Raw genomic sequence first — 19,899 nt, 5'->3', positions numbered from 1 at the left:
GAAACGCATTACGAAAAATTAATTTCGATATATCTTGTTTTTCGATATATCGGGATTTATCTTGTGGACATGACAAACACAAGCAATGGCGATCCGGATCGCCCAAATCATCCGGAACAAGAAGAAACCCGTCATCGTCACGGTCGCCATGGCGATCATCGCGGCGGTCACCGGGGTGGTCCCTTCGGTGGGCGTGGCCGTCATCGCGGCGAACATTCTCGCGAGGACCATGACGAGCATCGGGGCGAACGACGTGGTGGCCGAGGCGGTCACCGTCGTGAGCGGATTTTCGATTATGGCGACCTGCGCCTGCTGGTCCTTACCATGATCGCCGAACGCCCCCGTCATGGATATGAGCTGATCAAGGATATTTCCGAACGGCTGCAAGGCGTTTACACGCCAAGCCCCGGGGTGATCTATCCGACGCTTTCATGGCTGGACGACATGGGCTACACCGTCACCGAACCCGGCGCTTCAGGCAAGAAGCTCAATCGCATCACGGCAGAGGGTGAGGCCTTTCTGGTCGCAAATCGTGCCGCAGCCGATGCGCTTTTGAGCAGAATAAGCAGCTTTGCCGAGAACAACGGCGAGATGCCGCACACCGTCATTCACGCGCTGAAAAGTCTGAAGATGACGGTTCGCCAAAGGCTGCATCGTGGACCGATGGATGCCGCAAGCGCTGAAGCCATCGTCACCGCACTCAACGAAGCTGCCCGCATTGTGGAGGAAAGCTGATGGACACGTCGAATACGGTCGTGGATTCTGAAGCGTCCATCGCGACCGCCCATGCCAGCCGCTATTTGCAGCAATTGGCCAAGCATTTTGCGCATAAGCTGCCGGTCACTTTCGATCCGGCAGCGGGGCAGATCAGCTTCTCCATCGGCGACTGCCGGTTACGGGCCGATGATGCATTTCTGCATATCGCCCTCACCTCGCCCGATCAGCCTTCGCTGACACAGTTGCAGGATGTGGTTGTACGGCATCTGGTGCGCTTTGCTTTCCGTGAAGAGCTTGTCGTCAACTGGCGCCAGCGGGAACAAGACACCGCAGGCTAAAGTCTGCGAGACGACGCCCGCCTTCCGGCGGGCGCAACCTGTTTTAGTTCCAACCACGATCCCAGTCAGGCTCACCGCGAAAACTCTCCGCCAGATAGTCGACGAGGGTGCGTACCTTGATCGCCAGATGGCGCGCAGGCGGATAGACCGCATGGATGCCAAGCGGCGTGCTTTCAAACTCGCCAAGGAGCCGCTGCACCCGCCCCTCACGGATGGATGGCCCGGCAATGAATGTTGGGACGTGGGCAATGCCCAATCCGGCAAGGGCCGCATCAAGACAGGCTTCGCCATTGGAAAAATGCAACCGGCCTGCAACATTGACCGTCTCGCCGTCGCCGCCTTGTGAGGAAGCGAAACGCCAGACATACGGATCGCGGAAATTCGTATCAATGATGCAGCTATGCTGCGTCAGTTCCTGTGGATGAACCGGCGTTCCATGTTCGGCAAGGTAGGACGGTGCGGCCACCAGAACCACCCGCGCATCGCACAGTTTGCGGGCAATCAGGCTGCTGTCGAGCGGCTTTCCGATCCGAACCCCGATATCGAAACCTTCATCGACCAGACTGACAACCCTGTCGGAAAAACTCACATCAATCTGGATATCGGGAAAAGATTGCGCGAATTGCAGCAATATGGGAGTCAGCCGCAAGGTGCCGAATGACAAAGGAGCCGTCAGCCGGATGCGTCCAGTCAGAGCACCTGATGCGTTGCGCACCGCGGCTTCCAGCGCGTCAAAGTCCTGCAACAGGCCTTTCATGCGCTCATAATAGGCGTACCCCACCTCGGTCGGCGACAAGGCGCGCGTGGTGCGCTTGATAAGCTGGACACCCAGATCGGCTTCCAGCCGTGACACGAGTTTGGACGCCTGACCGCTGCTCGTTCCAAGCCGTTGCGCCGCCGCAGAAAAACTGCCCGTATCCAGCACCGCAACGAACATCCGTTCGCAGTCAAGCCGATCCATCGATTGCTTCCATTTCAGCTATTTTCTTCCGCTTAAGAACAGGAAAATAGCTGAATATGGAAATTATCCAAGCTTCAAAGCAGACCGCAGAAAGGCTGCAGCCATGACGGCTCCGTCGGCTGATATCGTATGGCTGACATCGGGAAAGATGTGGCAGGTGGAATTCACGCCAATCTCGCCAAGGCGCGCATTCGCGCTTTCGGATTCGCTTGCCGGAATAACCGGATCGGCGCTGCCGTGCACAAGCATGGCCTGCGTCGCAAGCGTCGGCGTAAACGGTTCTGGCGAAGCCAGCCTGCCAGAAAAGGCAACCACAGCGGCAATGGGCCAGCGACCCGAAACCAGAGCGTCAAGCGACATGATCGCTCCTTGCGAAAAACCGACCAGTGCCACGCGGTCGAGTTTGTCGGCGAAGCCGTGTTCGGAAATGATCCTTGTCAGTGTTTCATCAAAAGGCGCACGCGCCTCAACAATCCGCTGCGGACGGTTGGCCGGGGTGACGCCGCTGACGCTGAACCACTGATGGCCCGAGCCACCCTGATCGAAGGCAAAAGGCGCATCAGGCGCTGCAAATACGGTGCCGGGCAAGCTATCGGCCCAGAACGTGCCAAGCGAAGAAAGGTCCGCGCCGCGACTGCCGACACCGTGAAGGAAAATTACCAAAGAACGCATTTGTCTGTCATTCGCTTTCAAATTTGGACGGGAGCCAATCCCGGAAGATCGGGGCCAAGCGGCACGATGCCGGTGGGGTTCAGCGCCTTGATGGAATAATAACCACGCTTGATATGGTCGATGTTGACCGTTTCCCGAATGCCGCGAATATCCAGAATTCGCGTCAGCCAGGCGCTGAGCGCCGCATAATCAACCAGCCGACGCAGATTGCACTTGAACAGGCCATGATAGGCCGCATCGAAACGCACCAGAGTAACGAAGAGGCGGATATCCGTTTCGGTGAACTGTTCCCCGTACAGGAACGGCCCCTTGGCCGAAAGCCTTGCCTCCAGTTCATCAAGCGTGCGGAACACATCGCGGAAGGCTTCGTCATAGGCGATCTGCGTGGTGGCGAAGCCCGCCCGATAGACGCCGTTGTTCAGGCTCGGATAGATATGTTCGTTCAGCGCATCGATTTCGGCGCGCAACGGCTCGGGATAAAGGTCGATATCGTTATTGGCGAGATCGCCAAAACCGGTGTTGAACATACGCACGATGTCGGCGGATTCGTTGTTGACGATGGTTTTGGTCTTTTTGTCCCAAAGTACCGGCACGGTGGCGCGTCCCGTATAGTAGGGATCGGCTTTGGTATAGAGCTCATGCATATAGGTTGCGCCATTGAGGCTATCGCGGTTGGACCCCGGATAGTCACCGAAACGCCAGCCCTGATCCGTCAGCGCAGGCTCTACCACCGAGATCGAAATGAGCTTGTCCAGCCCTTTTAGCTTGCGCGCGATCAGCGTGCGCGAGGCCCATGGGCAGATATAGGCGACATAGAGATGATAGCGGTCGGCTTCCGCCTTGAAACCCGCCTCGCCGGTCGGTCCCGCGCTGCCATCCGGTGTGACCCAGTTACGGAAACCGGAGATCTGGCGCACGAAGCCGCCCTTCTCATCCTTGGCCTGAACCGGTTGCCAGTCTTCAGTCCATTTTCCGTCTACCAGCATGGCGTCTGTCCTTGATGTTCGCATGAAGTACGAGACGCCGTATAGATGCCTCGTTTCAAACCGTTGATTACTGAACCTGATATTGTCAGAGAAAACGCCCCCTGATTAGCGGGGTGAAACGAAGCTAATTCCTTCCGTTTTGGAAGAAATAATCAGGCTACAATCTGCAATTCCGTACAGATACGGTTACGTCCCAGATCCTTGGCGCGATAAAGCGCGGCATCCGCGCGACGGAAAACCGTCTCAAACCCGGTATCCGCCGCGGTCAGAAAAGCGATACCGGCGCTGGTGGTGGTGCTGAAAGGAGCATGCGTCGTATCGAAAGACGCCGAAGCAAAAGCCTTGCGGATTTTGTCCGCGATCGCCAGAACATTCACATTGGATGTTTGGCGCAGGATGAGCACGAATTCCTCGCCGCCTATGCGTGCAATGAGCGCATCCTGCCCGGCATAGGCACGGATGATGCCTGCGAATTCCAGCAATACGCGATCCCCGACCGTATGACCGTGGCTATCATTGATCGACTTGAAGTCATCCAGATCGAACACGATTACGGAATCGCCGATGCGCATCACATCGATGGCCAGACTGTCGTAAAGCGCCCGCCGGTTGAGCAACCCTGTCAGGCTGTCCGTGCGCGCTTCGTTCGCATGGCGACGCGCCACACGCGACTGCGTGAAGGTCAGTGATAGCGCCCCGATCCCCGTAATGCCGATGATCGCCATGATGGCATTGAAATCTTCCGCCAGATTGCTCGGCATACTGGTCAGCGTCCATTGCCGGTCAAAGACAATGACGGAACCGCAGAGCAAAAACGATATGGCCGTCAGCAGATAAAGCACCATCATGCCAACAACAGGAACCGGGGCCTCCTCATAGACCGAGACATATTCCCTGGCGGTGATGAACAGCAGAAATGCGGCAATGAAGTTGAAGAGCGCAATGCCGATACCGGCAACGCCCAAGACAATCGGCCCCAGAACAGCGGCAATCGCTATGATCGAAAATGCGACGAGTTGCTTCCTGTTGACCGGATTGCTGGATATCTGCCTTGCGCCGACAAACAGCAAAACGAAGCCCACCGTCATGACGCTGAAAGCAATGACCAGCGACGGAACCAGCGCCAGGAGGCCGGAATAGTTGAGCACGGCGCCCGCGCCGAGCAGGATCATGCCCAGGCAACCCCAGAGCAGGAACCTGTCCATCCGGTTCTGATACCAGACACTCAAAATCGTCAGCGCCACCGCAAGCGAACACAAGCCCGCTGCGAAGAATAGCGTGTTCTGGTCTAGCTCCAAGATTAACTCCGCACCCCTGTAAAGCGCTTGCGATCCGACAGTGCCGGATCGGCGCTCTAACTATTTATTGTCGCGCACATTCTGCCCGAGACCCGTCTTTCGCGGTTTTCGGCGCGTGCTCTCGCCCATATTGAAGCGGGAGTTTAGCGACAGAATGCCAAAGAATCGATACTTACTTATTTAAGTTAAGATCAAATTCTTACTGCCACCGCGCGGCGGGCAGAAATTTTTTACTTCTTGACCCGAACCGAGCCAATAAAAATCAAGCATCCCCCGATGTTTTATCTTCAATCTTTTCAAGGGGTTTCGACTGTTTCCGAATACTCCCCCGCCACAGCGCAAATCGCATCTGGTGTTTGCGGCAAAGCGGCAATCTCGCCCAACGGCACCGGCTTTACCGGCGCGCGCAGACGATAAAAACCGATCTGTTCCGGCGTGCAATTGCGCACTTCGGCCAGAATTTCAGTCACCGTGGAACTGCAAAGACGTCCCTGACATGGCCCCATGCCGCAGCGCACCATGGTCTTGAGCTGGTTGGGACCAACGACATGCGGCGCGGCATCGCGGATTGTTCCCACGGTCACTTCTTCACAGCGACAGACGATCACACCGCGATCCGCTGGGGCGCGAAAGGCCTGCCCCGGCTGATAAAGCGCATCAATGAAACCCCGCCCCCGCCCCAACCGTCGGCCCTGCTTGCGCAGAACATCGATCTTCGGTTGCAAGCCTGCTGCTCGTTCCGGAAAAATATCCTGACAGGCGGCCAGTGCCGCAATGCGCCCGCTCACCTCAGCAAGCAGGGCACCGCCGATACCGCCGCCATCGCCCGCAACATAGATCGCCTCGACCGAGCTTCGACCGTTCTCGCTCAGTTTCGGTTGGAAGCACTTCTGCCCATCGTTCCAGACAAGCGCGCAACCGGACGCATTGGCGAGATTATTGTTCGGAATAACACCCTGATGCAGAAAAACACTATCGACGGCAAGCCTGTGTTCCTTGCCATTTGCCGTAAAGACGATGGCCTCGGCCTTGTCTTTTCCAGAAATGGCGATGCTCGTAACCCCGGAAAAGACAGGCACCGATTTTCGCACGTTCAAGTGCAGCGAAAGCCCCTTCAATCCATAAGACGAGATGAGGAACGACAGCAAATGCGGCATGGCTTTTCGGCAGTTTTCCGCCGGTGTCGTATCGAGCAAGGCAGCGATCTTGCCACCAGCTTTCAAAAGCTGCGCTGCGAAAAGGTAGAGCAACGGACCTGTGCCCGCCAGCACCACGCGCCCTTCTGGAATGAGCCCGGCGGTCTTCAATGCTATCTGCGCCGCACCAACGGTCATCACGGTCGGCAATGTCCAGCCTTTGACGGGCATCGGGCGTTCCATCGCTCCGGTCGCAAAGACGACGCGGCGCGCATAAACAATCCCGCTTTTGCCGCCTGCCGACACCCGCAGTTCAACGCCGGTTCCGTTCGGTTCTTCCCGCTGTTCGACGCTCCAGACAAGCGCCTGCGGCACGTAGGTTGTTTCGCTTGCCAGAAAAGCTTTCAGTACATCCTCGCCGCGCCAATAGTCTTTGCCGAGAAACGGTCGGCGCTCAGGTCTATTCTGTTCAATGCCACGATAAATCTGCCCGCCCGCTGCGGGATTTTCGACGAACAGCACCACCTTTGCGCCGATCGCGCTCGCCTCAACAGCGGCTGCCATGCCTGCCGCGCCTGCGCCAACGATGGCGAGGTCGTACAGCGTATCGAGCGCGTGAATGTCGGAAATTGTCCTAAACATTATCATTCCCCTCCAAAGCGCGCGCGCCACTTTGGGACGAAATGACCATTCCGTCAGACACTTGTGTCATGCAGGCCTGCCGGTTCTGTACGCCATCGATTGTAACCAGACACTCGAAACAGACGCCCATCAGGCAATAGGCGGCGCGTGGTTGATCGCCCACGACACTGTTTCTAAGCTTGGTTATGCCCTCGCCAAGCAAGGCGGCGGCGACTGTCACATGGGCAGGCACGGTCAGCGGGCGCGCATCGAAGGTAATCGACACGGTTTCGTTCGGAATGTCGGTTTTACGAAACATGGAACCTCCGCCCGGAGAATGCATCATCCGCCAGATGCTTTGCATCGGTTGCGATTTGCTGCGCAATCGTAATGGCGTGATTGGCTGCCAGCGTCACGCCGGAATGGCACATGACCACGTAAGCGCCGGGATGGCTCGCGGACTGCTCATAGATCGGCAAGCCATCCGGTGTCTTGACGCGAAACCCGGCCCAGCTTCGCACGACATTGACCTCCGCCAGATGCGGAAAGGCCCGCACAGCCCGGTTGGCGAGAACCGCGCTGATATCCTGATTGGTGGCAATCCGGTCCGTATGCGTCTCCTGACTATCGCCGATCATGACACCGCCCTCATCGGTCTGGCGCAGCGTCGCCGCCGTATAGGGAAAGAATGGCGCACATTTTTCCGTCACCAGAATCTGCCCTTTGCTGCGCACCACCGGCGCTTGCAAGCCGACACTTTGGGCCAGGACGGGGTTGCCATTGCCAGCCGCAAGGACAACGCGCTCGGTGAAAACCTCGCCCCAAGTGCCACGCAGCAGAAACCCGCCGTCTTGCGGAGTAACCGTGGTCACTTCGCTGTGCGGCTGATAGGAAGCGCCGAGCTTCAACATGCCTTCATGCAAAGCATGAAACAGACGCAGTGAATTCACGTCGCCATCCATGGGGGAATAGATCGAGCCGATAACATCACGACCAATTGACGGCAGCATTTTTGCTGTTCCACTGTGGTCCAGCACGACATGTTCCGGTGCGTCACGGCCTAGCTCTTGTGCAACAGTTTCCACATCGCCCATGTACATTTCAAGCTCGCGCTCGTCGTAGCAGAAAATGAAGGCGCCCTTCTGTTTCAAGGCGACATCGATGCCGGTTACTTCACGCAAATCATCTGCCAATGTCGGCCACAACCGGGCGGACTGAATCGTCCAACGCGCATAGTGTGGAGCGCCGACACCCTTCCCCTGCACCCAGATGAGCGCGAAATTGGCACGCGATGCGCGCAACGAAAGGTCTTCACCATCAAGAAGCAGCGGGCGCATGCCAGAGCGTAAAAGCCCCCAGGCAATGGCCGAGCCCACCAGCCCTGCCCCGACGATAACAATGTTCTGATCCGGCAAACTGCGCATTCGACTGTTCAATCACATCATTTCATATATGCCGTGGTTCCCTGAAAGGCACGATCAAGAAAACACGGGCACGCAGACGTTTGACAGTGTGCTACCGCGCAGTCAAATTCCAAATGGAAGCAGGCAATCATAAGTTACGCGAAACGCTCCGTACGCGCAGGATCATGATAATTGCTATTGAAAATTATTACAGAAATTGCGTAGAAATTAGAAAAAATTACCACGAATGCAACCAGCGGTCCCGATAGAACGGAACCCAAGAGTACGCCTGCAACCCAGGCCCAATTCATACAATGCGAGTACCCGCCATGTCGGATCACAACCCCAACTCTCTTTCCCCAAATCGCCGTCAGTTTTTGCTTGGAGCAGGCAGTGCACTGGCGCTTGGCGCTACCGGCAGCTTCTGGATGCCCGGTCAGGCGCGCGCGCAGAATGCCGCGCCACGCAAGGGCGGCCATCTGATCATGGGTCTCGACACGGCGTCGAGTTCAGACCGGCTCGATCCGGCCTATTATCCGGAAGCCTATATGTATTCGGTGGGTTTTCAGCTCTTCAACACCCTGCTTGAACCGACCCCGGACGGTCGCCTCTACGGCGCGCTTGTCGAAAGCTGGGAAGCGACCAAGCCTGATGCATCGCAGTGGGTTTTCAAGCTCAAGAAGGGCATCCAGTTCCACAACGGCAAAGAGCTGAAAGCCGAAGACGTCATCTATTCGCTGAACCATCATCGCGGCGAAAACAGCAATTCCGGCGGCAAAGGCTTCCTGCTCGCCGTGACGGAATTGAAGGCGACCGATCCTTACGAAGTGACGATCACGCTCGACAAGGGCAATGCCGACTTCCCCGCAGCTCTAACCGACGTGCATCTTGGTATCACGCCGCTCGATGCGGATTTCGACAAGGGTATCGGCACCGGCGCTTTCATTCTGGAAGATTTCCAGCCGGGCGTCCGGGCACTGACACGCCGCAACCCGAACTATTGGGCGCCAGATCGCGCCAATGTGGAATCCGTCGAAACGATCGCCATGAGCGATGCGACCGCCCGCATGGCCGCATTGCTGAGCGGGCAGGTGCATGTCGTCAATCGCGTAGACGCCCGCTCGGTAGGTCTCGTTTCGTCGCGTCCCGGCGTGCAGATCCTGAAAACGCCGGAAAACACCATGTATTGCCTGCCAATGCGGGTCGACACGGCGCCTTTCGACAATAACGATGTGCGTCTGGCGCTGAAATACGCCATCGACCGCGAAGAACTGCAGAAGAGCATTCTCGGCGGCACCGGCTCAATTGGCAACGACAATCCGATTTCGTCGTCAAACCCGTATTATTCCAAGGACATTCCGCAGCGCGCCTACGACCCGGAAAAGGCGGCCTTCCACTTCAAGAAGTCAGGCTATAGCGGAAATATTCCGCTGGTCGTTTCCGAAAACGGTTTCCCCGGCGCGGTTGATGCGGCGCAGGTCTATCAGGCAGCAGCCGCCAAGGCCGGTATCACCATCGACGTGGAACGCGTGCCGTCCGACGGCTATTGGGACGAAATCTGGCTGAAGCGCCCGTTCGTCGCCTCCAACTGGGCCGTTCGCCCGACCGCCGACGCCATGCTGTCGATGATCCTGCAATCGGATGCGCCGTGGAACGAAACCGCCTGGAAGAACGAAGCCTTCGACAAGCTGCTTGCTGAAGCCCGCGTCGAACTGGACGAGGAAAAGCGCAAGAAAATCTACCATGACATTCAGGTAATCATGGTGGATGAAGGCGGCGAGCTTATCCCGCTCTTTGCCGACAACCTTGCCGCAGCAACGGACAAGATCAAGGGCTTTACCCCGACGCCATCCGGCGGCGATATGAGCGGCTATCGTCTGGCGGAAAAAATCTGGTTCGAGGAATAATCGACCGAACACAAGAAGCGTATCTGAACAAAAGCCTCCTTGTCGGGAACGCTCGGCAAGGAGGCTTTTTTCGTTGCCGCTTACTTGCCCCGCATCTGTTCGCCTGCATTTTTGGCAAAACGCAGGTTCCAGAAGGTCGCCGTCAGCGAAATGCCGGTGACGACGAGAAACGCCGTCGAGAAATCGGACATGACGGGCACGTCCCGGGCATGCAGGTTCATGGATGCATGCAGTATCAGTGCCGCCACACAAACGCCGACCGACAGCATGAGCTGCTGGAACGTTGAATAGAAGCTGTTGGCGGAACTCATCCGCTTTGCGTCCACCCGGTCATACGCCACGGTGTTATAGGCAGTGAACTGGAACGACATGGAAAAGCCCGACATGGCCAGCACGATGAAGATCAGCCAGTGCGGCCAGTCCGGCGTGAAAAAGGCGCAGATTGCATAGCTGCATGCAGAGAATATGCCATTGACGACCAGCGACATGCGGAAGCCGAACTGCCGGATAATGCGCGGCGCGAAGGCCTTCATGGCCAGCGCACCAAGCGCAGTCGCAAGCACCATATTGCCCGCCGCCACGGCAGACAGGCCAAAGCCGATTTGAAGCATCAGTGGCAGCAGAAACGGATGCGCGCCCTGCGTGATACGAGTGATCGACCCCGCAATCATCGAGGTTCCGAAGCTTTCAATCCGCAGCAGAGAAAAATCTAACATCGGCGCCGGATGACGGCGCGAATGGACGATTGTGGCAACCCCGAAGACAATGCCGACCACAAACAGTTTCAGCGCCAGGTTCCCGCCTTCGGGATTGCTCGCCGTTTCCAGACTGAACAGCAGTGCACCGAGCGCAATACCGGACAGGATCAAGCCCATGAAATCGAACGGTTCACGCGTTTCGCTTTTATATTCGCCGATATAAAGCGACACGAAAATCATGCCCAGAATGCCGATGGGAACATTGATGTAGAAAATCCAGCGCCAGTCCAGATATGTCACAAACAGACCGCCAAGCGGCGGCCCGAGAATGGGGCCCATAAGGGCTGGCACCAGCATCCACGACATGGCGGCGATGAGGTCTTTGCGTTCCACGGAGCGGATCAGCACCAGACGACCGACCGGCAGCATCATCGCGCCGCCTGCGCCCTGCAACAGCCGGGCCGCGACCAGACAGGGCAGGTTCGGCGCCTGCGCGCAGAGTACGGAACCCAGAATGAAGATTGCAATCGCGAAGCGGAAAACCGTGCGCGTGCCGAAGCGGTCGGCGATCTTGCCACTGGCCGGGATGAAAATCGCAAGGCTCAGCAGATAGGAAGTCAGTGCCACACTCATGGAAGGCGCCCCGACATTGAAATCGCGCGCCATGGTCGGCAGTGCCGTGGCCAGAATGGTCGCGTCGAGCTGTTCCATCAGCATGGCGCTGGCGACAATCAGTGCGACGATGCGAAAATTGCTTTTGCCCTCCGAAGCTGCGGCTTCGGCGGTTGAATTCTGGCTCTCGAGGCTGACACTCATGGCTATTCCAGCGCTGCGGACTCGCTCGCCGAGACAATGCCGATCAGCGAGTAAACAATGGACGACTCACACAAAACTGCGAGCAGTAAACTCAGTCCTCCACCGTTGATGGCATATATCACAGATCACGGCGAAACATAGCCGCTCAAGAGAATTTGACCTCGGATTCATTTATGGATCAGGGCGACGTCGCGCTTGTGGTGCGTTTCAGCGACAGGTTCCGCTCGCGGAACATGGAGAACAGACCAGCGCCAACAACGATGAAAGCGCCAGCAATGACGTTCCATGTCAGCATTTCGTGGAAAACCAGCGTGGCGATAAAAGCGGTTATGACCAGTTGGAGATAGGTCAGCGGCTGCAATTCCCCCGCTTCAAGGATTTCATAAGCCCGGATGAGGCAGCAATGGCTCGCAATGCCGCACACGCAGCACGCTGCCAGCCACAGCCAATCCTCCGGCGCGATAGGTACGATATAAAAGACACCCACGGCTGTCAGCACCACAGCGCCGCCGATCGCCGTATAGAAGAAGCTTGTCACGGTGTCGTCATCCCTGCTGACCGCACGCGTTGCCACGACATAAATCGCCAAGAGACAGGAAGCCGCCACGGCGAACAGAACATTGGCATCAAAATGCGCATTGACCGGGTTGATGATCAAAAGCACACCGCCCAGACCAAGGGTGACCGCCATCCAACGCGGCCACCTGACCTTTTCGCCCAGAAACGGTACGGAAAGCATGGTGACCAGCAAAGGCGAACTTTGAAAGATCGTTTGCGCTACGGCAAGGCCTGCCCGGCTCAAGGCAAAAATCGCTGCGACAACACCAACAGCCAATATGACACCCCGGGCAATCTGGAGAAAGGGATGCTTCGTTGACGCAGCCTTCACGATGCCCCCGGACCGCATGGCCAGCAGAATGACAAAGGCCGCGAACACCCAGTAACGGACCATCGCAATGAAGATTGGCGAATAGGCCGTGCCAAGATATTTCGACAGGCCATTCTGCACCGCAAAGATGGACACGGAGGCAATCTTGAACAGGTAGCCTTGGCTTTTGGGGGTCATACGCAATACTCAAAGCCGCCCGCAACAGGTGAAAATCTGCTTAAAGGAATAGTTTTGAGTAATCCCCGCCATCACAGATTGCTACAACGAAACCCGTTATTTTTCGTCGTCGGCAGCAGAGGAATTTTAAATTCATTTTTGGTTCAGGGCGTCGTCGCGCTTGTGGTGCGTTTCAGCGACAGGCTACGCTCGCGGAACATGGAGAACAGACCAGCGCCAACAACGATGAAAGCGCCAGCGATAACGTTCCATGTCAAGGTTTCGTGGAAAACAAGCGTGGCGATAAAAGCGCCGATGACCAGCTGGAGATAGGTTAGTGGCTGCACTTCGCCCGCTTCGAGAATGTCATAAGCGCGGATAAGGCAATAATGGCTCGAAATGCCGCAAACACAGAGCGCGGCCATCCAGAACCAGTCATGCGGCGCGATGGGTACGAGATAAAAAACGCCCACCGCCGTCAGCACCACGACACCCCCGATCCCCGTATAGAAGAAGCTGGTCATGGCGTCGTCATCCTTGCTCACCGCACGCGTTGCCACGGCATAGATCGCGAACATGAAGGTCGCAGCCACGGAAAACAGGATATTGGCATCGAAATGCGCATTGACCGGGTTGATGATCAAAAGCACGCCGCACAGGCCGATAATGATCGCCGTCCAGCGACGCCAGCCGACCTTTTCGCCCAGAAACGGCACGGAAAGCATGGTGACCAGCAGTGGCGCGCCCTGAAAGACCGACTGCGCCATGGCCATTCCGGCCCGGCTGAGGCCGAAAATGAAGGTGACGATTTCCGCCGCCAATAACACACCACGAGTAATCTGCAGAAAGGGGCGCTTCGTGGAAGCGACCTTGACGATTCCGCCAGACCGCATGGCCAGCAGAATGACGAAAATTGCGAACACCCAGTAGCGGATCATCGTGATGAAGATCGGCGAGTAATGCGTACCAAGATATTTCGATATGCCGTCCTGCGCCGCAAAAATGGTCACCGCGAGGATCGTGAAGAAGTAGCCTTGGCTCTTGGGGGTCATACGCCATACTCTAAGCCGCCCGAAACGGGTGACGGTCTGTCTTGAGGGGATAAGTCTGAGTAATCCGAACGACGGCGGATTACCACAACAAAGCCAACTATTTTTTGCCAGTCGCAACGGAAACTCGATTTCACGCAGTTTATGGTTGAGGGAGCGTCCTACGCTTACCCTTCCTCTTTGCTCGCTTTTTGCATGGCCTGATCGCTAGCGACGGGTCGAATATTGCAGCCTGTTGCACGATGTGCGCGCCGCAGGGGGAACAGATTGTCCGCGTGCAGGTTTATCCACCGCTGCGGGGCAAGACAGAAAGTGAGACGATGCAATGAAAAAGGCTCTTATTCTTACAGCGGCAGCGTTTCTTGCGACAACCGGTCTGGCCGCCGCGCAGGATGCTGTCATCATCGAAGTGCCCCAGTCCGCACGCGATTATGTCATCGCCCATCCCGTCGATCCGGTTGTTATTCAGGACGATATCGCTCAGGGCTATGTGGTGCCGGAAGCTGTTGTCGTGCGCCCCATCCCAGACAATCCCGACTTCGGCTATATCTATGTGAATGGCGAACCGGTGATCGTTTCCATGCAGAACCGGCAGGTGGTTTATTATGACGAAGGACCCAATGCAGGACCGCCCGTGCCCGTTGTGCCGGATGATGTCGTGACCTTCATTGAAAGCCATCCAATTGAGCCCATCACCATCGAAGGCGAGGTGACGGAAGGCATGGTGATACCGGAAGATGTGCCACTGGTGGCCGTCCCGGATCAGCCGAATTATTCCTACGTCTATATCGATCAGCGCCCGGCCCTCGTTGAGCCGCAGACGCGCCGCGTCATCTGGGTGAAGTAACTCAGCCTCCTCCCCGCGCTTCATAGCGCGGGGATATGCGGCTTCAGCTGTTCTGACTTCCTCTCTGAAGCGCTCTCTTCTTCCCTCGCCAGTTTCGTGTCCACCGCCTTGCACTACGCGGAACGCAGCGTTCCAGCCAGTGACGCCCTCCCTAGAAGCTCACCAATGGCGACATCTGGCAATCTTTAGCCGCTTGCATGAATGCGCCCATCTAAAATATAGATAAATCAAGAATCAAATCTATTAAAGATGGGAAGAGCCGCTACATGACCGAGATTAATGAGATAATTGGACAAATACGTGGCGTTTATTCATCAGGAGAACAAAATGAGTCGCTCAATCTTGCTAGAATTATCTATAATTTACCCTTCATTCAGCTGATCTTCCGCGCGCAGGAAATCCATCGACAGCATTTTGACCCCGATGCCATTCAAATGAGCAGGCTGCTTTCCATCAAGACGGGCGGCTGTGCGGAGGATTGCGGCTATTGCAGCCAGTCGGCGCATTATCCGACCGGGCTGAAAGCCTCCAAGCTGATGGAAGTCGAGCGCGTACTGGCGGAAGCGCGCAAGGCACAGGATGGCGGCGCGACACGCTATTGCATGGGTGCGGCATGGCGCAGCCCCAAAGAGCGCGACATGGACATGCTTGTCGCCATGGTCGAAGGCGTCAAGGCGATGGGCATGGAAACCTGCATGACGCTTGGCATGTTGACGCCGGAACAATCGGCACGCCTTTCCGACGCCGGGCTCGATTACTACAACCACAATATCGACACGTCGGAGCGGTTTTACCCCGAAATCATCACTACCCGGACTTTCGAAGACCGGCTGGAAACGCTGGCGAATGTCCGCGATGCTGGCATCAAGGTCTGTGCGGGCGGCATTCTCGGCATGGGCGAAACCGTCGATGACCGCATTTCGATGCTGGTCACACTGGCCAGCCTTCCGACACCGCCCGAAAGCGTGCCGATCAACATGCTGATCCCCATCCCCGGATCGCGGCTTGCCAATGCCGCGCCCATCGACCCGTTCGATTTCATCCGCACCATCGCGCTGGCCCGCATTCTGATGCCAACCTCCTATGTGCGGCTTTCCGCCGGGCGCACCGATATGAGCGATGAAACGCAAGCACTATGCTTCTTAGCCGGGGCCAATTCGATCTTTGTCGGCGACACGCTGCTGACCGCCGACAATCCCGGCGAGGATCGCGACAGCGCGCTCTTCCGGCGGCTCGGTCTCAAGCCGATGACACTGGAGCAGATGCGTTGAGCATTCCCGCACTCGCCCGTTATCAGGCAACGCTTGAGGGTCTTGAGCGGAAATCGCGCCTGCGCACCCTTTCCCCGCAAAAGGGCGTCGATTTCACCTCGAACGATTATCTGGGCCTCGCCAATTCACCACGCCTCAAGGCCGCAATCGCTACGGCTCTCTACCGGGGCGTCCCGGCGGGTGCTGGCGGATCGCGGCTGTTGCGCGGCAATCACGTCGAGCATGAAGCGCTCGAAAGTGAAGCAGCCGCCTTTTTCGGCGCAGAAAAAGTGCTCTATTTCGGCACTGGTTTTGCTGCCAATACGGCGCTTTTCGCGACCCTGCCGCAACGCGGGGATCTGATCGTTTGCGACGCGCTGATCCATGCTAGCGTCCATGAAGGAATTTCATCCAGCAAGGCAGACGCGGTCTTCGTGCAACACAATGATGTCGATGCTTTCGACACGGCAATCAATGGCTGGCGACGCAAGGGCGGCAAGGGCCGTCCGTGGATTGCCGTTGAAAGCCTTTATTCCATGGACGGCGATATGGCTCCCATCGCAGAACTGGCCGCACTGGCGACCCGCCATGACGGATTTCTGGTCATCGATGAAGCCCACGCCACTGGCATTTATGGCTCGCAAGGACGTGGACTGGCGGCAGACCTCGAAAATCGCGACAATGTACTGGTGTTGCATACGTGTGGCAAGGCTTTGGGCCTGTCCGGCGCATTGCTGCAATTGCCCGCCATACTCGGCGATTATCTGGTCAACCGCGCCCGCAACTTCATCTATTCGACCGCGCCATCGCCCTTGATGGCAGCGGGCGTGCGCGAGGCCCTGCGGATGATCGCAGACGAGCCAGAGCGTCGTCAGCAATTGCAGACGCTGACCGGCCATGCTGGATCGCTGGTCGTTTCGCTTCTGGGTCTCACACCCAGTGGTTCGCACATCATGCCGATCCTGATCGGCGATAATTTCCGCGCCATGCGCATCGCCGAGGCCATGCGCGCCGATGGTTTCGATATCAGGGCTATCCGCCCTCCGACCGTGCCGGAAGGGACCGCCCGGCTCAGACTATCCATCACGCTCAATGCCAATGAAAGCCAGATTACCGAGATGTTCGAACGGCTTTCCATCGCAATCGGGAAAGACAGACCATGACAACGCGCCTCGTCGTCTCCGGCACGGATACCGGCATCGGGAAAACGGTCTTTTCAGCCGCACTCACCGCCGCCCTTGACGGCTATTACTGGAAGCCGGTGCAATCCGGCCTTGATGCGGAGACGGACAGTGAAGCGATAGCAAAGCTCGTCGGCATGCCCCAAAGCCGCATTTTACCCGAAGCCTATCGGCTCTCGGCACCGCTTTCCCCCCATCAATCGGCAGCGCTGGACAGCACGGCAATCTCCGCCGACGCACTCACTGTCCCCGCAACCGACGGACCGCTGGTCATCGAAGGCGCTGGCGGCTTGCTGGTGCCGCTTTCGGATGATCTGGTTTTTGCCGATATATTCGCGCAGTGGAAAATCCCTGTCATTGTCTGCGCCCGCACCAATCTCGGCACGATCAATCACACGCTCTTGTCGGTCGAAGCGCTGAAGCATCGCCGGACGCCAATATGCGGCATTGCCTTTATCGGCGATGAGAATCCCGAAACCCAGCGCATCATCGCCAAAATGAGCGGCGTGCGCATTCTGGGTCGCCTGCCATTGTTGCCGTCACTTTCCGAAGGTGTATTGATGCATGCCTTCGAAGAAAATTTCGATCTCGGCAGCTTCGTGGAGGTGTGGGCATGAAGCGGCAGACCGTCTGGCACCCTTTCACCCAGCACGCGCTGGAACCGGAGATGCAGCGCATCGTCTCGACGGAAGGCGCTTATCTGATCGACGAGAGCGGCAAGCGCATTCTCGATGCAATCTCCTCCTGGTGGGTCATCACCCATGGTCACCGACACCCTTTAATCATGCAGGCAATCCGCGCCGCCACGGAAAGCTTCGACCAGATCATCTTTGCCGAATATTCCCATGCGCCTTCCGAACAGCTGGCGGAAGGGCTGATTGAAATCGCACCGCCCGGCCTGCAGCACGTCTTTTATTCGGACAGCGGTTCGACCGCGGTGGAAGTGGCGCTGAAAATGGCGCTCGGCTATTTTCACAATACCGGGCAAAAGCGCGACCGTATCGTCGTGATGGAACACAGCTATCACGGCGATACCATCGGCACCATGTCCACTGGAGAGCGCGGCGTGTTCAATGCCGCCTATGAACCCTTGCTGTTTGGCGTTGACCGGCTGCCCTTTCCCGAAAAAGGCAATCAACAGCGCACACTCGATATGTTCGAGGAGTATTGCAGGGCAGGTCACGTAGCGGCCTTGCTGATCGAACCACTAGTCCTCGGGGCGGGCGGCATGAAAACCTATCGCCCGGCCCTGTTGACGGAACTGAAACAGATCGCCAAACGTTTCGACTGCCTGCTGATCGCCGATGAGGTCATGACCGGCTGGGGACGAACCGGAACCGTCTTTGCCTGTGAACAGGCGCGCATCACACCGGATATCCTATGCGTTTCCAAAGGGCTGACCGGCGGTGCCTTGCCGCTGGCGGCAACGCTTTGCACCCCGGCGATCTTCGATGTGCATCTGTCGACCGACCGACGCAAGACCTTTTTTCACTCAAGCTCCTATACCGCCAATCCGATTGCCTGCGCCGCCGCTGTCGCCAATCTCGAAGTCTGGCAGCAGGAGCCGGTCTTGAGCCGCATTCGCTCCATCGAGGAGTTTCATGAACACAATCTGACGCGATTTGCAGGCGACCGGCGCTTTGCCAGCATCCGGCAGGCGGGAACGATTGCCGCGCTTGATATTGCCGTACCTTCCGGCGGCTATCTTGCAGAAATCGGCCAACAGATGCGCAAATTGTTTCGCGAGCGGAACTTGCTGATCCGCCCGCTTGGTAATGTGATCTATCTGATGCCGCCCTATTGTGTGACCAGCGAAGAGTTGACCGCCCTCTACAACGCGATTGACGATGTGGCATCCATCGTGACGGGGCGGGCACTATGAGCTCGTGTCACTCCTCCCGCATGGTGGGGTTTGGTCATGCAGTGCCAAAACGCCGCGTGGAAAACGGTGAGATCGAACAGCAACTCGGTCTGGAAACGGGCTGGATCGAACGCCGCACGGGTATCCGCACGCGCTATTGGGCAGGCGATGGCGAGACATTGAGCGGGCTTGCAGCCATGGCTGGAGACATGGCGCTCAACAATGCCGCCATCGCCCGCGAAGACGTCGCGCTGACTTTGCTGGCCACCTCCACGCCGGATCATCTGCTGCCGCCGTCAGCGCCGCTGCTGGCGCAAAAGCTCGGCCTTGCACGATCCGGCGCCATCGATCTGGCGGGGGCGTGTGCGGGCTTTCTCTATGCGCTGACGCTGGCCGATGGCTTTGTGCGCAGCCATAAACGCCCGGTCCTTGTGGTCGCCGCCAATATTTTGAGCCGCCGCATCAATCCCGCTGAACGGACTAGCGCCGTCCTCTTCGCCGATGCGGCCGGAGCCGTTGTACTGGTGCCGGATGAAGACCCGCAACGCGGCATCCTCTCGGCTGATCTGTCTTCCGACGGAAGCGGTTATGACCTGATTTCAATCCCGTCCGGCGGCAGCAACCAGCCATTTTCTCCCGATTTGCCGCCAGAGCAATTTCTGATGACGATGAGCGATGGTCGCGAGGTGTTTTCCCGCGCGGTCGATCTTATGACCGTCGCCTCCAAAAATGCGCTTGCGAAAGCCGGAATCGAATCGGCACACATTGATCGCTTCATCCCGCATCAGGCCAATGCGCGCATGTTCGATGCTGTGGCACATAATCTGGGAATCGATCCGGCTAAAACGGTCCGGACAATCGCAACCTTTGGCAATTCCTCCGCTGCGACAGTTCCGCTATCGCTGTCGATTGCCAATGAAAGCAAAGCTTTTTCAGAAGGCGAAACCATCCTGCTAACCGCCGCAGGTGCCGGAATGATGGGCGGCGCAGCAGTCTATCGCGCTTGATTCCACACCGCGTTCTCTCCCACGCGTCAGGTCGAATGGCAGTTAATTGTTAGCCTTCAACATATTTGACTTTACAGTAAAGTGAAAATATCTTCTGTGATATCAG

Annotated in this window: 19 protein-coding genes; 9 read left to right on the top strand and 10 right to left on the bottom strand. The window is 57.3% G+C overall.

The window, feature by feature from the left end:
• The first annotated feature begins 69 nt into the window (after window positions 1-69).
• Both WIX40_RS07890 and WIX40_RS07885 read left to right on the top strand, forming a co-directional pair.
• Window positions 70-735, top strand: coding sequence for a PadR family transcriptional regulator (locus WIX40_RS07890; RefSeq protein WP_339439748.1), 666 nt, complete (start codon window positions 70-72; stop codon window positions 733-735).
• Window positions 735-1,055, top strand: a complete 321-nt coding sequence (locus WIX40_RS07885) for a DUF2218 domain-containing protein (RefSeq protein WP_171317411.1) — start codon at window positions 735-737, stop codon at window positions 1,053-1,055. The genes WIX40_RS07890 and WIX40_RS07885 overlap by 1 nt, the downstream gene beginning before the upstream one ends.
• A gap of 43 nt (window positions 1,056-1,098) precedes the next feature.
• On the opposite strand, the gene WIX40_RS07880 is transcribed toward WIX40_RS07885, so the two are convergent.
• From WIX40_RS07880 to WIX40_RS07850, 7 genes are all read right to left on the bottom strand, one after another.
• The gene (locus tag WIX40_RS07880; protein ID WP_339439746.1) at window positions 1,099-2,016 is read right to left on the bottom strand and encodes a LysR family transcriptional regulator; all 918 of its coding nucleotides are present in this window, start codon (window positions 2,014-2,016) and stop codon (window positions 1,099-1,101) included.
• Window positions 2,017-2,079: 63 nt separating this feature from the next.
• A complete protein-coding gene (locus WIX40_RS07875; RefSeq protein WP_339439744.1) occupies window positions 2,080-2,709 on the bottom strand; it encodes an alpha/beta hydrolase in 630 nt (209 codons plus the stop codon).
• Complete coding sequence (locus WIX40_RS07870; RefSeq protein ID WP_339439742.1) at window positions 2,706-3,674, bottom strand: glutathione S-transferase family protein; 969 nt, start codon at window positions 3,672-3,674, stop codon at window positions 2,706-2,708. Before WIX40_RS07870 ends, WIX40_RS07875 begins: the two co-directional genes overlap by 4 nt.
• A 152-nt stretch (window positions 3,675-3,826) precedes the next feature.
• Complete coding sequence (locus WIX40_RS07865) at window positions 3,827-4,972, bottom strand: GGDEF domain-containing protein (protein ID WP_339439740.1); 1,146 nt, start codon at window positions 4,970-4,972, stop codon at window positions 3,827-3,829.
• A gap of 296 nt (window positions 4,973-5,268) precedes the next feature.
• Window positions 5,269-6,750, bottom strand: a complete 1,482-nt coding sequence (locus WIX40_RS07860) for an FAD/NAD(P)-dependent oxidoreductase (RefSeq protein WP_339439738.1) — start codon at window positions 6,748-6,750, stop codon at window positions 5,269-5,271.
• On the bottom strand, window positions 6,743-7,048 hold the full coding sequence (locus tag WIX40_RS07855) for a (2Fe-2S)-binding protein (RefSeq protein ID WP_171317420.1): 306 nt from the start codon (window positions 7,046-7,048) through the stop codon (window positions 6,743-6,745). The genes WIX40_RS07860 and WIX40_RS07855 overlap by 8 nt, the downstream gene beginning before the upstream one ends.
• On the bottom strand, window positions 7,038-8,153 hold the full coding sequence (locus WIX40_RS07850) for an NAD(P)/FAD-dependent oxidoreductase (protein WP_339439736.1): 1,116 nt from the start codon (window positions 8,151-8,153) through the stop codon (window positions 7,038-7,040). The genes WIX40_RS07855 and WIX40_RS07850 overlap by 11 nt, the downstream gene beginning before the upstream one ends.
• Window positions 8,154-8,461: 308 nt before the next feature.
• On the opposite strand from WIX40_RS07850, the gene WIX40_RS07845 reads away from it, so the two are divergent.
• Window positions 8,462-10,039, top strand: a complete 1,578-nt coding sequence (locus WIX40_RS07845) for an ABC transporter substrate-binding protein (protein WP_339439734.1) — start codon at window positions 8,462-8,464, stop codon at window positions 10,037-10,039.
• 80 nt (window positions 10,040-10,119) lie between these two features.
• Here WIX40_RS07845 and WIX40_RS07840 read toward each other — a convergent pair whose 3' ends face one another.
• The 3 genes from WIX40_RS07840 to WIX40_RS07830 all read right to left on the bottom strand — a co-directional run bounded on the left by WIX40_RS07840 (window position 10,120) and on the right by WIX40_RS07830 (window position 13,650).
• Window positions 10,120-11,553, bottom strand: a complete 1,434-nt coding sequence (locus tag WIX40_RS07840) for an MDR family MFS transporter (RefSeq protein ID WP_339439732.1) — start codon at window positions 11,551-11,553, stop codon at window positions 10,120-10,122.
• 178 nt (window positions 11,554-11,731) lie between these two features.
• Window positions 11,732-12,619 (bottom strand): DMT family transporter, encoded by an 888-nt coding sequence (locus WIX40_RS07835; protein ID WP_339439730.1) that lies wholly within the window; start codon window positions 12,617-12,619, stop codon window positions 11,732-11,734.
• A gap of 143 nt (window positions 12,620-12,762) precedes the next feature.
• The gene (locus WIX40_RS07830) at window positions 12,763-13,650 is read right to left on the bottom strand and encodes a DMT family transporter (RefSeq protein ID WP_171317425.1); all 888 of its coding nucleotides are present in this window, start codon (window positions 13,648-13,650) and stop codon (window positions 12,763-12,765) included.
• A 322-nt stretch (window positions 13,651-13,972) separates the two neighbouring features.
• Here WIX40_RS07830 and WIX40_RS07825 point away from each other — a divergent pair, with 322 nt between their 5' ends.
• From WIX40_RS07825 to bioZ, 6 genes are all read left to right on the top strand, one after another.
• Window positions 13,973-14,494, top strand: coding sequence for a DUF1236 domain-containing protein (locus tag WIX40_RS07825; RefSeq protein WP_121538257.1), 522 nt, complete (start codon window positions 13,973-13,975; stop codon window positions 14,492-14,494).
• Between the two features lie 266 nt (window positions 14,495-14,760).
• On the top strand, window positions 14,761-15,765 hold the full coding sequence (gene bioB / locus WIX40_RS07820; protein WP_339439726.1) for a biotin synthase BioB: 1,005 nt from the start codon (window positions 14,761-14,763) through the stop codon (window positions 15,763-15,765).
• Window positions 15,762-16,907, top strand: a complete 1,146-nt coding sequence (locus tag WIX40_RS07815; protein ID WP_339439724.1) for an 8-amino-7-oxononanoate synthase — start codon at window positions 15,762-15,764, stop codon at window positions 16,905-16,907. Before bioB ends, WIX40_RS07815 begins: the two co-directional genes overlap by 4 nt.
• Window positions 16,904-17,542: a dethiobiotin synthase gene (bioD, locus tag WIX40_RS07810; RefSeq protein WP_339439722.1), complete on the top strand. Its 639-nt coding sequence runs from the start codon at window positions 16,904-16,906 to the stop codon at window positions 17,540-17,542. Before WIX40_RS07815 ends, bioD begins: the two co-directional genes overlap by 4 nt.
• Entirely contained in the window at window positions 17,539-18,807 is a 1,269-nt protein-coding gene (locus WIX40_RS07805; protein ID WP_339439720.1) for an adenosylmethionine--8-amino-7-oxononanoate transaminase, read from the top strand. The genes bioD and WIX40_RS07805 overlap by 4 nt, the downstream gene beginning before the upstream one ends.
• Window positions 18,804-19,793 carry a 3-oxopimeloyl-[acyl-carrier-protein] synthase BioZ gene (gene bioZ, locus WIX40_RS07800; RefSeq protein WP_339439718.1) on the top strand — a complete coding sequence of 330 codons (990 nt, stop codon included), beginning with the start codon at window positions 18,804-18,806 and terminating at the stop codon, window positions 19,791-19,793. The genes WIX40_RS07805 and bioZ overlap by 4 nt, the downstream gene beginning before the upstream one ends.
• Window positions 19,794-19,899 lie beyond the last annotated feature (106 nt).

Source organism: Ochrobactrum teleogrylli, from assembly GCF_037482325.1.
Taxonomy (GTDB): Bacteria; Pseudomonadota; Alphaproteobacteria; order Rhizobiales; family Rhizobiaceae; genus Brucella; species Brucella teleogrylli.
Note: the sequence above shows the minus strand (reverse complement) of the source record. Positions and strands in the feature narration are given on the sequence as shown.